This is a genomic window from Mesorhizobium sp. P3_A10 (assembly GCF_056403175.1).
Map to the genome: position 1 here is coordinate 395,696 of NZ_JBFUFZ010000001.1, position 12,669 is coordinate 408,364.

The window sequence follows — 12,669 nt, forward strand, 5'->3', positions numbered from 1 at the left end:
CCGGCAAGCGTCAGCGCCGCGACCGGCGGACAACGTCGTCGGTATTCGCAAGCAGCCGATGCACCGCATTGCGCGCGGCGGCGGGTTGCTGCAGGCGGATGGCCTTCTCGATCGCCTCATGCAGCGCCTGCGCCCGCCGCTGGTCGCTGGTTTCGCGCGTGACGAAGACAAAGAGGTGGTCGAGCGCCGATTCGATCAGCACGCCGAGCGGCACCAAAAGGTCGTTGCCCGAGGCTCGCAGGATGGCGAGGTGAAAACGCGTGTCGGCGCGCGTGCGCGCCTGCAGGCTTGTCGCCTCCCCCATTTCGCGGCAGGCCTGGCTGATCTCGACCATCTGCTCTTCCGAGCGCCGCACGGCGGCGAAGGCGGACGCTTCCGGCTCTATGATGTGGCGGAATTCCTGCACGGTGCGCAGGAACGCTTCGCGGTCCGGCGCCGTCGCATACCAGGCGAGCACATCGCGATCGAGCAGGTTCCAGCGCTCTTTCGGCTCGACCCAGCTGCCGATTTTGGGGCGCGATGCCAAGAGGCTTTTCGCCATCAGCATCTTGATCGCCTCGCGCACCGCCGAGCGGCTGACGTCGAACGTCTCGGACCACTTGGCTTCATTGGGCAGGATGGTTCCCGGCGGATAGTCGCCGCGCACGATCCGCAGACCAATCTCGTGGGCCAGCGAGGCATGCACGCTCGAACCCGGAACCCTCGTGGCGTCGGCACGACGAACGGCAGCCGGAAGGCTGGCCAGCGCATCGACCCGGGCGCGTCGCTTTCTTGATTTTTCGTCCGGCATCCACGTTCCAGTGCGTCGGCTATCCGTCGCGGGAGATTGTCCGGAGTTTGTCCGCACCCTGCGAAATCTTCGCCGAAAATACGAAACCATGGGCATGCGAAAGCCGGAGCTGCTGCCCCGACAATGCTGCTTCGTCCATTGTCATTGAAACCGATGTGACGGGGCGCCCGTCAAACGGACGCCCCGAAATCGCGGCCTACTTCTGGATGCAGGTGTCGACTGTGTCCTTGGTGCATTCGTCGAGACCGGTGAACACCGGATCGGCGACAGGCTTGCCGGTGATCAGGTCGATCATCACCGACGGCGCCTTGTAGCCCATCTCGAACGGCCGCTGGCCGACGAGTGCGGTGACGAGGCCGTCCTTGGCGATCGCCACTTCGTCGCCGATCGTGTCGGCGGCGCCAATGACGAAGTCGTTGCTGGCGATGCGGTCCTTGAGCGGGCCGAACAGGTCGCGATAGGGCTGCGGGGCGCCGAACAACGGCCAGCCGCCCATGATGCCGAACGCATCGAGCTTCGGGTTGGCGGCGAGGATGTCGGTCATCGCCTGCACGCCCTTGGCGCCGTCGTCATTGGTGAACACCGGGCAGCCGGCAACTTCGGTCCAGCCACCTTCGCCGGCCAGCGCCGCGAGGCCTTCCTTGCCCGACAGTGCGTCGCGCATGCCTTGCGCGCGGCGCAGGATGTTGTCGGCCGCAGGATTGCCCTCGATCGTGCAGATCGTGCCGCCGTTCGGCTTGCCCTTCTTGATGTACTCGCCGATCTTGTGACCCATCAGATAGTTGTCGGTGCCGAGATAGGTCTTGCGCAGTGCCGCATCGTCCTTGCTGAGGTCGGCGTCGAGCGTCATGATCGGGATCGTCGGATTGGCGGTCTTGATCGTCTGCGCGATCAGCGGCGCGTTGGACGGCGAAATCGCCATCGCCACGGTATCGGCCTTGCTCAGCATGTCCTGCACGATCTGGGCTTCGCCGGCCTCGTCAGAGGTCGAAGCCGGACCGGTGTAGAAGCATTCGTACTCCGAGCTGGCGTTCTCCTTGTTCCATTTCTCGCAGCCCTGATGGATGGCTTCGAAGAACGGATTGTCGAGACCCTTCACGACGATGACGAGCTGTTTCTTGGCCATGGCCGGCCCGGCGCCCAGCGCCATGACGGCGGCAGTGGCGAGCAATAGTGATTTCCTCATGTCAGTCCTCCCGTTGAAATAGACGGACACGGCGTGCCCGCCACACAGATCAACCCGGATGCGCGATGACAGAGGGTCGTTTTGCGAGCGCTCATGTCTTCAAGCCAGGTCGATAAGTATTTTCAGATGCGGCCTCGAACCGGACAGCAAATAAGCCGTTGCCGAATCCTTGACCCATAACCTCCGACGATCCCTTCATCCGACCGGCATCGGGGATCGACTATTCTCCTCCGATGCTTAGCTAATATCGGCTCGCCGCCAACGTCAATGCTATTTGTCCTACAAAACGGATTTTTAGAAAAAGAAGTGCCCCAATTCGCCCGGCAATTGATTGACGCGCGCCGGCTTTTGCGTAAAAGAACGCTGTCGCCGTTTCCGGGAGGAGCTGGAAAGAGCGAGCCTGAGGCAGAATAACTGCCCGGCACAATGGGGAAGGAAAAGGCTGGTGGCGGTTCTCGAACTCACCAATATTTCAAAGCATTTCGGCGCCATCCAGGCGGTCAACGATGTGTCGCTGTCGATCGAGCCCGGCCAGGTGGTTGGCCTGATGGGCGACAACGGCGCCGGCAAATCGACGCTGGTCAAGATGATCGCCGGCAATTTCCACCCGAGCCACGGCACGATGCAGATGGACGGCAAGCAGTTGATCCTGCACAAGCCGGTGGAAGCACGCCAGCACGGCATCGAGATCGTTCACCAGGACCTGGCGCTGTGCAACAATCTGACCGCCGCCGCCAACGTCTATCTCGGCCGTGAACTGCGCCGCGGCGTAGGGCCGTTTCGCATTCTCGACTATGCCGCGATGTACAAGCGCGCCGGCCAGATCTTTGCCGAACTGAAGTCGGAAACCCGCCCACGCGACCTCGTCAAGCAGATGTCCGGCGGCCAGCGGCAAGCCGTGGCGATCGCCCGCACCAGGCTGTCGCAGGCCAAGATCGTGCTGATGGACGAGCCGACGGCGGCGATCTCGGTCAGGCAGGTGGCCGAAGTGCTGAACCTCATCCGCCGGCTGCGCGACCAGGGCATCGCGGTCGTGCTAATCAGCCACCGCATGCCCGACGTCTTCGACGTTGCCGACCGCGTCATCGTCATGCGGCGCGGCCGCAAGGTCGCCGACAAGGCGATCGCGTCGAGTTCGCCCGAGGAAGTCACCGGGCTGATCACCGGTGCCATCGAGCAAGTCGCATGAGTGCGGCAAATCAGGAATTCGCCACGTTGGCGCGGCTCATCGCCGGCAGGAAAGGTCGATAATGGCTGTCACCCTTGATCAGACGATCGCGCAGAAACAGCACACTATTTTCTCGCGTATATTCGCCAGCCAGACCTTCTGGGTGGTCATCGCCGTCATCCTCGCCTGCATTTTCCTGTCGTTTGCCACCGACGCCTTCGCCACGCCGAAGAACCTCTACAACATCACCCGCAACATCACCTTCGTTGCCATCATCGCGCTCGGCATGACCTTCGTTATCATCACCGGCGGCATCGACTTGTCGGTCGGGTCGGTGCTTTGCCTGTCTTCGATGGTGCTGGCGGTAACCATGCATGCTGGCTACTCGATCGAGGTCGGCATTCTTGCCTCGATCGCCACCGCGCTCGCCATCGGCGCCTTCAACGGCATCATGATCGCCTATCTGGGCTTTCCACCCTTCGTGGTGACGCTCGGCATGCTGTCGATCGCGCGCAGCCTGGCCATGGTTGCGTCCAACAACACCGTCGTCTTCCAGTTCGGACCGGATCACGACAAGCTTCTGGCGCTGGGCGGCGGCGCCTGGGTGTTCGGCATCGCCAATCCGGTGCTCTACATGATCCTGCTGGCGCTGATTACCGGCTTCACGCTGCGCTGGACGAAATTTGGCCGCCACATCTTCGCCATCGGTGGCAATGAGCATGCAGCGACGCTGACCGGCGTTCCGGTGCGCCAGATCAAGGTGGCCGTCTATATGATCTCGGCACTGGCCGCAGGCATCGCCGGCATCATCCAGACCGGCTGGCTGGGCGCCGTCACCACCAATCTCGGCACCGGCATGGAGCTTCAGGTGATTGCCGCAACCGTCATCGGCGGCGCCAACCTGGCCGGCGGTGTCGGCACCGCCTTCGGCGCCATCGTCGGCGCGGCGCTGATCGAAGTGATCCGCAACAGCCTCGGCCTGCTCGGCATCAATGCCTTCTGGCAAGGCGTGTTCATCGGCGGCGCCATCCTGCTGGCGGTGCTGTTCGACCGGCTCCGCAACTTCAGGCGCGAAGAATAAAGGCGACAGCGCCGGCGCAAGCCGGCCTATCGTCCAGTCTGAAAATCCGCCGCCGTGGCACGCAGGTGTCACCGGTCCCGCGCATGTGCCTTGACGCGGGCATGACGCGCGCCGCACTATCCCCCGGCAGGCGAAGGGAGGCCAGTCGTCTGCGGGAGGATATACCCATGACGGAAGCGATCAGGCTCTATTGGGGCCGGTTCGGACATGTTTCTGTCCTGAATGTCGCCAGCGACTTCGTCACCCATGCCCATGTCGAGGCGCATATCATCATCTGGCTGGAAGGCACGGCCGGCGAAATGACCATCGGCCGCCAGACGGTGCGGCTCGGCCCCGGCACCGCCGCCGGCATCAATTCCTTCGAACCGCACAGCCACGCTCTGTCGTCCGACGGCAAGCCGGGCCTGTTCCTCGCTTTCTACATCGATCCGGATTGGGCCCGCCGCCGCCGCGACATGCCTTCGTCCGCGCCGTTGTTTTCGGTACCTGCGATCACGCTGGAGCCTTGGCTGCACCAGGCGGCAGGCAATCTGCTCGATCATCTGAGCGACAATGAGAGCATCGACGACATCGCCAATTACGAGATCGAGCGCTTCATCGACAGTGTGCTCGATGCCGCCGATGCCTCGGCGCCGCAGACCGTGCGCGCCCGCGTCCACACCTTGCAGGACTTCCGCGTTCGCAAGGCGATCCAGCTGATGAAAGCCAATGTCTGCGAGCGCATCTGCTTCGACGATGTGGCGCGCAGCGTCGGCCTGTCGCGGCCGCATTTCTTCGCTTTGTTCAAGGAACAGACCAATCTGACGCCCAACGTCTATTGGAACACGCTGCGCATGGAGGAAGCGGTGCGCCAGCTGCAGTGGTCGCAGGAGCCGCTGATTTCGGTCGCCTGCAACCTCGGCTTCACCACGCAAGGCAATTTCTCGCGCTTCTTCCGCGATCACGTTGGTGTCCCGCCGACGCTCTACCGCGAGGCGGCGCGGGCCATCACCTGAGCCGGCCCCGCATTTTCAGACGCATCGATAAGCTTTGAAGACTGATTGATAAGCGGCGCCACTGCCGCAGCCCTACCTTGCCGAGCAGCAAAACGCGCAAGGGACCCATCATATGGCGAAAGTCACCATCTCCAGCGTCATCGACGCGCCGGTCGAAAAGGTCTGGGCGCGCATACGCGACTTCAACGGCCTGCCGAGCTGGCACCCGCGCATGGTCGAGAGCCATATCGAAGACGGCAAGGGCGCCGAAACCATCGGCTGCGTGCGCAACTTCCAGCTCGCCAGCGGCGCCCGCATCCGCGAAAAGCTGCTCGACTTCTCCGACGCAAATTTCCTCGTCAGCTATTCAATACTGGAAACGCCGCAGCCGCTCACCAACCACAAGGCGACGCTTCAACTGCGGCGAGTAACCGACGGCGACCGCACCTATGCCGAATGGATCGCAAGCTTCGACGCCGCACCGGAAGACGCCGACAAGCTGGTCGAGGGCATGGGCACCAATGTGTTCCAGGGTGGCTTCAACGCCTTAAAGAGCCACTTTTCCGGCCAAGGCTGAGCGCAAACAAGGGAGCCGGCCATGGCGCTTGCACTGCAGACTTTCTCGACGGTGAAGGACGCGAATGCGGCACTGAAATTCCAGGGCACCCGCTATCTCGGCGGGGGTACGCTCGTGGTCCGCGCGGCCAATGAAGGCGATGTTTCCGTCTCTAGCCTTGTGCACCTGACAGACCCTTCGCTCTCGACCATTGCCGTTGCCGGCGGCAAGGCCCGTATCGGCGCCTCGGTGACCATGGCCGCGATTGCCCGCCACCCGGATCTGGCGCCGCTGGCCCGCGCCGCGCGCGCTGTCGGCGGCCCGGCCATCCGCAACATGGCGACCGTCGGCGGCAATCTGTTCGCGCCGACACCCTATGGCGATTTCACTGTCGCACTGCTGGCGCTGAATGCGACGGTCAGCACGGATGACGGCGAGCTGCCGATCGAGGCCTTCCTGGCCAGCCGTGACAACAGCCGAGCCATCGTCACCGCAGTCGGTTTTGCGATTCCGGCGCAAGCCAGCTTTCGCTTCCTGAAGATCTCCAGGGTCAAGCCGAAAGGCGTCTCGGTGCTCAGCATCGCCGCCGTGCTGGAACAGGCGGCGGATGGCGTCGTGTCCTCGGCGCGGATCGCGCTTGGCTGCATGGCCGACCGGCCGATGCGCGCCATCGCCGCGGAAAAAGCGCTGCTCGGCAGGAAATTGACCCAGGACGGCATCGCGCCCGCTTTGGCTGTCGCCCGCGACGGCACTTCGCCGGCGACCGATCCGATCGCCAGCGCCTGGTATCGCAACGAAGTGCTGCCGGTCCATCTCGGCCGGCTTTTGCTTGCCTGAAAAAATCCGTTGGGGGGCGCGCGCTTGCCCTGCGGGGCAGGCGCGCAAGGAGGAAACGACATGGCAAAGGTCCCGGTTCAATTCACGCTCAACGGCAGCGAAACGGCCGAATTCATCGACAGCGGCACCACGCTGCTCAATGCGCTGCGCGACAAGATCGGCGACACCTCGCCGAAAGGCGGCTGCCACCAGGGCACCTGCGGCGCCTGTTCGGTCATCATCGATGGCGAACTCCGGCTCTCCTGCCTGACGCTGGCAGAGACCTGCAACGGCGCCGCCATCACCACGACATCAGGCCTTTCGCAAGGCGGCGCGCTGCACCCGCTGCAGCGCGCTTTCCTCGACGCCTTCGCCACGCAATGCGGATTCTGCACGCCGGGCATGATCATGGCGGCCAAGGTGCTGCTCGACCACACGCCCAACCCCAGCCGCGACGAGGTGGTCGAGGCATTGTCGGGCAACATCTGCCGCTGCACCGGCTATGAGCCAATCTTCCAGGCGGTGCTGACCGCCGCGCGCGCCAATTCGCAGAACGCGGCCTGAGGGGGGCAAAGATGGAACTGCGCAAGAACTACTTCGCCGACCAGCGCAAGGACGACCTGCACGAGATCGGCCAGCCACGGCCGCGTTCGGATTCGCCCGGCCATGTCACCGGCAAGACTGCCTTTTTCGCCGACCGCAACTTTCCCGGCATGCTGCATTTGAAGATGGTGCGCAGCCCGCATCATCACGCCCGCATCCGCTCGATCGACACGTCAGAGGCGGATAAACATCCGGGCGTGGTCAAGGTGCTGACCGCCAAGGATGTGCCGCACAACGTCTACACCATCCTGATCCTGATCCAGATCGGCCCGGAGGACGAGACGGTGCTGGCCGACGGCAAGGTGCGCTGGAAGGGCGAGGCCGTGGTGGCGGTGCTGGCCGAGACCGAGCGCGCGGCACAAGAGGCCGCCGCCAAGGTCAAGATCGACTACGAGGTGCTGCCGGCCGTCTTCGACATGGAGGAGGCGCTGAAGCCGGGCGCGCCTGTCGTCAACGAGTATCACGGCCAGAACTATTATCTCTATGACAGCGGCGAGTGCCGAAAAGTGCGCTTCGGCGATGTCGAGGCGGGCTTTGCCGGCGCCGATCACATATTGGAGCAGAGCTACCAGTCCTCGCCGATCGAGCACGCGCCGACCGAGACGACCGGCTGCATCGTCGTGCCCGAGGGCAATGACCGCTTCACCTGCTACACCAACACGCAGGCAATGTTCTTCACCCTCGACAATGCCTCGATCATTCTGCAGATGCCCGGCAGCAAATTGCATTTCGTCGGCGGCACCGTCGGCGGCGGTTTTGGCGGCAAGGTCGACGCCATCGTCGAGCCGATCGCCATCCTCGGCGCCAAACTAACCGGACGACCGGTCTGTTTCGTCTACAGCCGCGAAGAAGAGATGCAAATTTCGTCACCGCGCGCGGCCGAAAAGGTCGTCATCAAGGACGGCGTCATGAAGGATGGCCGCATCGTGGCGCGCAAAGTCACCGGCTACACCGATGCCGGCGCCTATTCGCGCCATTCGCCCTATGGCGCGCAGAAGGGCGCCGGACATTATCCCGGGCCTTACACCATCCCCAATGTCTGGATCGACACCTATTGCGTCTACACCAACCGCACGCCGTCGTCGGCCATGCGCGGCTTCGGCGTCACCATCGGCGATTTCGCGCTGGAGGTGCAGATGGACAAGCTGGCGCGGCTGATCGGCATGGACCCGCTCGAATTCCGCTTCATCAACGCCTATCGCGACGGCGACATGAAGGCGCATCGCCAGCCGACCGAAGGTGCGGCCCTGATAGAGTGCATGCAGGAGGCCTCGCGCGCCGCCGACTGGCCGGTGGCGGAAAAGTACCTGGCGATGTCGTCCTACGCGAAGGGAGCTTGAGATGGCGATCAGGCGCGGACGCGGCGTCGCCGCGATCAATTATCCCACAGGCATGAACCTCGGCGGCGACCCGACCCAGGCGCTGGTGCACTCGACCCCGACCGGCAATTTCATGGTGACGCTGTCATCAGTCGATCTCGGCCAGGGCATGAAGCAGATCATGGCGCAGATCTGCGCCGAGACCATCGGCGTGCCGACCGATCGCGTCGTCGTCGACACGGCAGACACCGACACCGGCCCGCACTGCATGGGCACGTTTGCCTCGCGCGGTACGCACCGCGCCGGCAACGCCGTCATCCAGGCGGCGAAGGAAGCGCGCCAGGTGATGCTGGAAGTGGCGGCCGAAGAGCTGGAGGTCAATGCCACCGACCTCGAGACCGACGGCCAGGGCAACATCCTGGTCAAAGGCGCGCCGCAGAAGTCGATCTCGATCTTCGACGTCGCTCTGTCCGCGCATTTCAAGCGTGGCCGCTCGATTTCCGGCCGCGGCATGTTCCTGATCCCGCGCTCATATCCGGAGAAGGAAACCGGCGCGATGAAACCGTCGACCTGCTATGCGCATGCCTGCACGGTGGCGGAGGTCGAGGTCGATGACGAGACCGGCGAAGTCACCGTGCTGACGGTGAAGAACATCTTTGAGATCGGCCGCGCGCTGAACCCGAAAATGGTCGAGCAGCAGCTCGTCGGCGGCTCCTGGATGGGGATCAGCCATGCTCTCTACGAGACCACCGAGCCCTACTACCCCAACCGCGACCATGGCGGCACCGACTTCAACCAGTATCTGATGCCGGGGCCTGGTGACCTTGCCGAGACCGAGATCATCGTGCTGGAGCGTCCCTCGGCCGACGGACCTTATGGAGCCAAGGGACCGGGCGAAATGTGTGCCAACCCGCAAATCCCCGCCGTCGCCAATGCCGTCTTCGACGCCGTCGGCGTGCGCATCGACACACTGCCGATCACGCCGGAGCGCATTTTGCGCGCGCTGAAGGCGCAAGCGGCGAACTGAGGACCGAAATGCCCGCAACAAGCGCTGAGACTGTCGCGACCTCGCCCGAGGCGATGGCGTCGAGCTTGGCTGCTTCGCGCTATCTCGCCGATGAAAGCCTGGCGACCGCCATCTTCCTGGCGATCAGGCTGGGCAAGCCGCTGCTGCTCGAAGGTGCACCGGGTGTCGGCAAGACCGAGGCCGCCAAGGCGATCGCCGAAGTGCTTGGCCGCGATCTGGTGCGGCTGCAATGCTACGAAGGCATCGACGCAGCACACGCGCTCTACGAATGGAACTACCAGCGCCAACTGCTCGCCATCCGCCATGCCGGCGAGCATGAGATCGACATTTATGACGACCGTTTTCTGATCGCCCGGCCATTGTTGCAGGTGCTCAACGCCCCGGAAGAGCGCGTTCTGCTGGTCGATGAGATCGACCGTTCCGACCATGAGTTTGAGGCGCTGCTCTTGGAATTCCTCTCCGATTTCCAGATCAGCATTCCCGAGCGCGGCACCATCCGCGCCGCCGCGCAGCCGATGGTCATCCTGACCTCGAACCGCACCCGCGAACTCGCGGAGGCGTTACGGCGGCGCTGCGTCTACCACTGGATCGGCTACCCCGACGCCGAGCGCGAAGCCGAGATCATCATGCTGCGCGCCGGCGATGTGGCGCAAGCCACTGCGCGCGCCGTGGCGGCAGCCGTGCAAACTATTCGGGCTCGGCCGTTGGCCAAGCCGCCCGGCATCGCCGAGGCCGTCGAATGGGCCAATGCCGCCACCATTTTGGAAAAGGGCGGCAGCCCATGGCCTGAAGCCTTCCGCCGCGCCATCGGGGTACTGATCAAGGACGAGGAGGACCTGTCCTACATCGCACCCGAGCTTGGCCGCATCGTCGAGGAGGCTCTGGGGTGACGTGTGAGGCCCACGGCTCGTTCGCAGTGATGCGGCCTCTCCGGCGCATTCCGCAACGTTGGCRGGACAGCGCCCCCCTCTGTCCTGCCGGACATCTCCCCCACAAGGGGGGAGATCGGCTGTCACCCTGGCTTTCGCTAATCTCCAGCGTTGCAGAATTGAGCGGCACACCAAAGCTGCCAATCTCCCCCCTCGTGGGGGAGATGTCCGGCAGGACAGAGGGGGGCGCCACGGAATGATGCGTGAGGAGAGCTTGCCTCGGACCGCAGCGCCCTTCCTCGGCTTCGCCCGGCTGTTGCGTCGGTACGGCTTTGCCATTGCCCCGGAGCAAATATCCGGCTTCATGCAGGCAGTGACCCTGCTCGGGCCGCGCTCGATGGCCGATATCCGCGAGGCCGCCCTCGCCACACTCGCGCCCTCACCCGACCGCCGCAGTGAATTCGAGGTGCATTTCCGCAGCCACTTCTATGGCGACGTCGCAGCCGTGGTCGAAGGCGATTCCGACGAGGAAACCCGCATCAAGGATGATGGCGGCGCGAGGCAGGAAGAGATCGAGGTGATCAGCCGGCATGAGGGCGGCGAGCTGTCTTCAGGTGCCGAACAGCTAAGCACGCGCGACTTCCAGCGCGACGGCGACGGGCTGGCTGCCTTCCGCCGCAAGCTCGCTTCCGCCCTGCCCGCCCGCCGCTCCTTCCGCACCGTGCGCACGCATTCGCGCGGCAAACTCGATCTGCGCCGTTCGCTCAGGGAAATCGTCAGCGCCGACGGCGATGTGCCGTCGCCGTTGCTGCGCCGCCGCCAGACCGTGCCGCGCAAGCTGCTCATTTTGATCGACGTGTCCGGCTCGATGAAGCTGCACACCGCGGACTATCTCAAGCTGGCGCATGCCGCGGTGCAAGGCGCCGACCGCGCCGAGATTTTCACCTTCGGCACGCGCCTGACCCGCATCACCGGCGCTCTGCGCATTCGCGATCGCAACCAGGCGCTGGCCCGCGCGGCAGCACAGGTCGATGACTGGGACGGCGGCACCCGCATGGGGCCGACGCTGCTCGCCTTCCTGTCAGTGCCGCGCTTTTCCGCCTTCGCGCGCGGTGCGGCGGTGGTCATCCTGTCCGATGCGCTGGAGCGCGGCGACCATGCCGAATTGGAAACGGCGATGCGTCGGCTGAGCGCTCGGGCCTTCCGGCTGTCGCTGGCGACGCCACTCGCCGGCGACCCGCGCTTCCGCCCGGTGACGGCAGCACTTCGCGCCATCCTGCCGCTGCTCGACGATCTCGTCGACGGCTCGTCGCTCGCTGGCCTCACCGATTTCATCCTGTCGCTCGCCCGCCCCGCCCCTGTGGCGGCGACAACCTGGAAGAGGGTTTCGTGATGCAGAAGGCGATCGACGCGCATTTCCACATCTGGCGGCAAAAAGACCAGCCCTGGCTGGTCGGGCCGATGGTGCCGCGCATTTTTGGTCCTTACGAGCCGATCCGCCGCGACTATCCGATCGAGGAATTTCTTCAGGATCAGAACGGCGCCGGCGTCGAGAAGGCCGTCTATGTCCAGACCAACTGGGCCAAGGAGGATTTCGAGAAGGAAGTCGCTTTCCTGCAGAAGACGACCGACGAGACCGGCTGGCCGCACGCCATCGTCGGCTATACCGACATGACCGTGGACGATATCAGGCCCCAGATCGACCGGCTGAAAAAATATCCCCTGCTGCGCGGCGTGCGCATGCAGTTGCACTGGCACGAGACGCCGGCCTTCCGCTTCGCCGCCTCGGCCGATCAGGTCATCGACTCCAAGGTACGCGCCAATGTCGCCCGGCTGAAAGACTATGGCCTGTCCTTCGACCTGCAGCTTTTCCCCGCCCAGATGAAGGACGGGCTGGCGCTGGTCGGCGAAAACCTCGAAACCGACTTCATCCTCACCCATGCCGGCATGCTGACCGGCATGGAGCCAGAGACCACCGAGGCCTGGAAGGCAGGTTTGCGCACGCTTTCGGCGGCGCCGAATTTCTACGCCAAGCTGTCTGGCCTCGGCACCTTCGTCCACCGCAACGACCCGGCGCTGATCGCCTACATTGTCGACAATATGATCGACATTCTGGGCGCCGACCATCTGATGTTCGGCTCGAACTTCCCGATCGAAAAACTGTGGACCAGCCACGCCGAACTGATCAAGGCGCACCGGGATGCGGTGGGGAAGCACGGCGCGGCTGCCGAGGCGGATATCTTCTGGAACACGGCGGAGAAGGTTTATCGGCCGGTGTGA

At 64.1% G+C, this 12,669-nt stretch carries 13 protein-coding genes; 11 read left to right on the forward strand and 2 right to left on the reverse strand.

The window, feature by feature from the left end:
* Positions 1–10: 10 nt before the first annotated feature.
* Together AC1DXU_RS01900 and AC1DXU_RS01905 are read right to left on the reverse strand one after the other, a co-directional pair.
* Complete coding sequence (locus AC1DXU_RS01900) at positions 11–790, reverse strand: FadR/GntR family transcriptional regulator (RefSeq protein WP_477363640.1); 780 nt, start codon at positions 788–790, stop codon at positions 11–13.
* 196 nt (positions 791–986) lie between these two features.
* The gene (locus AC1DXU_RS01905; protein ID WP_477363643.1) at positions 987–1,976 is read right to left on the reverse strand and encodes a sugar-binding protein; all 990 of its coding nucleotides are present in this window, start codon (positions 1,974–1,976) and stop codon (positions 987–989) included.
* Positions 1,977–2,421: 445 nt separating this feature from the next.
* Between AC1DXU_RS01905 and AC1DXU_RS01910 the strand changes: the two genes are divergently transcribed.
* The 11 genes from AC1DXU_RS01910 (at position 2,422) to AC1DXU_RS01960 (ending at position 12,669) form a co-directional block, all read left to right on the forward strand.
* Positions 2,422–3,165: an ATP-binding cassette domain-containing protein gene (locus AC1DXU_RS01910; RefSeq protein WP_477363646.1), complete on the forward strand. Its 744-nt coding sequence runs from the start codon at positions 2,422–2,424 to the stop codon at positions 3,163–3,165.
* Positions 3,166–3,226: 61 nt separating this feature from the next.
* Positions 3,227–4,225 (forward strand): ABC transporter permease, encoded by a 999-nt coding sequence (locus AC1DXU_RS01915; protein WP_477363649.1) that lies wholly within the window; start codon positions 3,227–3,229, stop codon positions 4,223–4,225.
* A 167-nt stretch (positions 4,226–4,392) separates the two neighbouring features.
* Positions 4,393–5,220 (forward strand): helix-turn-helix domain-containing protein, encoded by an 828-nt coding sequence (locus tag AC1DXU_RS01920; protein ID WP_477363652.1) that lies wholly within the window; start codon positions 4,393–4,395, stop codon positions 5,218–5,220.
* A gap of 112 nt (positions 5,221–5,332) precedes the next feature.
* On the forward strand, positions 5,333–5,776 hold the full coding sequence (locus tag AC1DXU_RS01925) for an SRPBCC family protein (RefSeq protein ID WP_477363655.1): 444 nt from the start codon (positions 5,333–5,335) through the stop codon (positions 5,774–5,776).
* Positions 5,777–5,797: 21 nt separating this feature from the next.
* The gene (locus tag AC1DXU_RS01930) at positions 5,798–6,592 is read left to right on the forward strand and encodes an FAD binding domain-containing protein (protein ID WP_477363658.1); all 795 of its coding nucleotides are present in this window, start codon (positions 5,798–5,800) and stop codon (positions 6,590–6,592) included.
* A gap of 60 nt (positions 6,593–6,652) precedes the next feature.
* The gene (locus AC1DXU_RS01935; RefSeq protein WP_477363661.1) at positions 6,653–7,135 is read left to right on the forward strand and encodes a (2Fe-2S)-binding protein; all 483 of its coding nucleotides are present in this window, start codon (positions 6,653–6,655) and stop codon (positions 7,133–7,135) included.
* Between the two features lie 11 nt (positions 7,136–7,146).
* Positions 7,147–8,514: a xanthine dehydrogenase family protein molybdopterin-binding subunit gene (locus tag AC1DXU_RS01940; protein WP_477363664.1), complete on the forward strand. Its 1,368-nt coding sequence runs from the start codon at positions 7,147–7,149 to the stop codon at positions 8,512–8,514.
* A gap of 1 nt (position 8,515) precedes the next feature.
* A complete protein-coding gene (locus tag AC1DXU_RS01945) occupies positions 8,516–9,520 on the forward strand; it encodes a xanthine dehydrogenase family protein molybdopterin-binding subunit (RefSeq protein WP_477363667.1) in 1,005 nt (334 codons plus the stop codon).
* Between the two features lie 8 nt (positions 9,521–9,528).
* Positions 9,529–10,410, forward strand: coding sequence for an AAA family ATPase (locus tag AC1DXU_RS01950; RefSeq protein ID WP_477363670.1), 882 nt, complete (start codon positions 9,529–9,531; stop codon positions 10,408–10,410).
* A gap of 235 nt (positions 10,411–10,645) precedes the next feature.
* Positions 10,646–11,782: a vWA domain-containing protein gene (locus tag AC1DXU_RS01955; protein WP_477363673.1), complete on the forward strand. Its 1,137-nt coding sequence runs from the start codon at positions 10,646–10,648 to the stop codon at positions 11,780–11,782.
* A complete protein-coding gene (locus tag AC1DXU_RS01960) occupies positions 11,782–12,669 on the forward strand; it encodes an amidohydrolase family protein (RefSeq protein ID WP_477363676.1) in 888 nt (295 codons plus the stop codon). Before AC1DXU_RS01955 ends, AC1DXU_RS01960 begins: the two co-directional genes overlap by 1 nt.

Coding starts and splice junctions, on each gene's coding strand:
- AC1DXU_RS01900 (WP_477363640.1), bottom strand. CDS start 790: ATGCCGGACGAAAAATCAAGAAAGCGACGCGCCCGGGTCGATGCGCTG.
- AC1DXU_RS01905 (WP_477363643.1), bottom strand. CDS start 1,976: ATGAGGAAATCACTATTGCTCGCCACTGCCGCCGTCATGGCGCTGGGC.
- AC1DXU_RS01915 (WP_477363649.1), top strand. CDS start 3,227: ATGGCTGTCACCCTTGATCAGACGATCGCGCAGAAACAGCACACTATT.
- AC1DXU_RS01920 (WP_477363652.1), top strand. CDS start 4,393: ATGACGGAAGCGATCAGGCTCTATTGGGGCCGGTTCGGACATGTTTCT.
- AC1DXU_RS01925 (WP_477363655.1), top strand. CDS start 5,333: ATGGCGAAAGTCACCATCTCCAGCGTCATCGACGCGCCGGTCGAAAAG.
- AC1DXU_RS01930 (WP_477363658.1), top strand. CDS start 5,798: ATGGCGCTTGCACTGCAGACTTTCTCGACGGTGAAGGACGCGAATGCG.
- AC1DXU_RS01935 (WP_477363661.1), top strand. CDS start 6,653: ATGGCAAAGGTCCCGGTTCAATTCACGCTCAACGGCAGCGAAACGGCC.
- AC1DXU_RS01940 (WP_477363664.1), top strand. CDS start 7,147: ATGGAACTGCGCAAGAACTACTTCGCCGACCAGCGCAAGGACGACCTG.
- AC1DXU_RS01945 (WP_477363667.1), top strand. CDS start 8,516: ATGGCGATCAGGCGCGGACGCGGCGTCGCCGCGATCAATTATCCCACA.
- AC1DXU_RS01950 (WP_477363670.1), top strand. CDS start 9,529: ATGCCCGCAACAAGCGCTGAGACTGTCGCGACCTCGCCCGAGGCGATG.
- AC1DXU_RS01955 (WP_477363673.1), top strand. CDS start 10,646: ATGATGCGTGAGGAGAGCTTGCCTCGGACCGCAGCGCCCTTCCTCGGC.
- AC1DXU_RS01960 (WP_477363676.1), top strand. CDS start 11,782: ATGCAGAAGGCGATCGACGCGCATTTCCACATCTGGCGGCAAAAAGAC.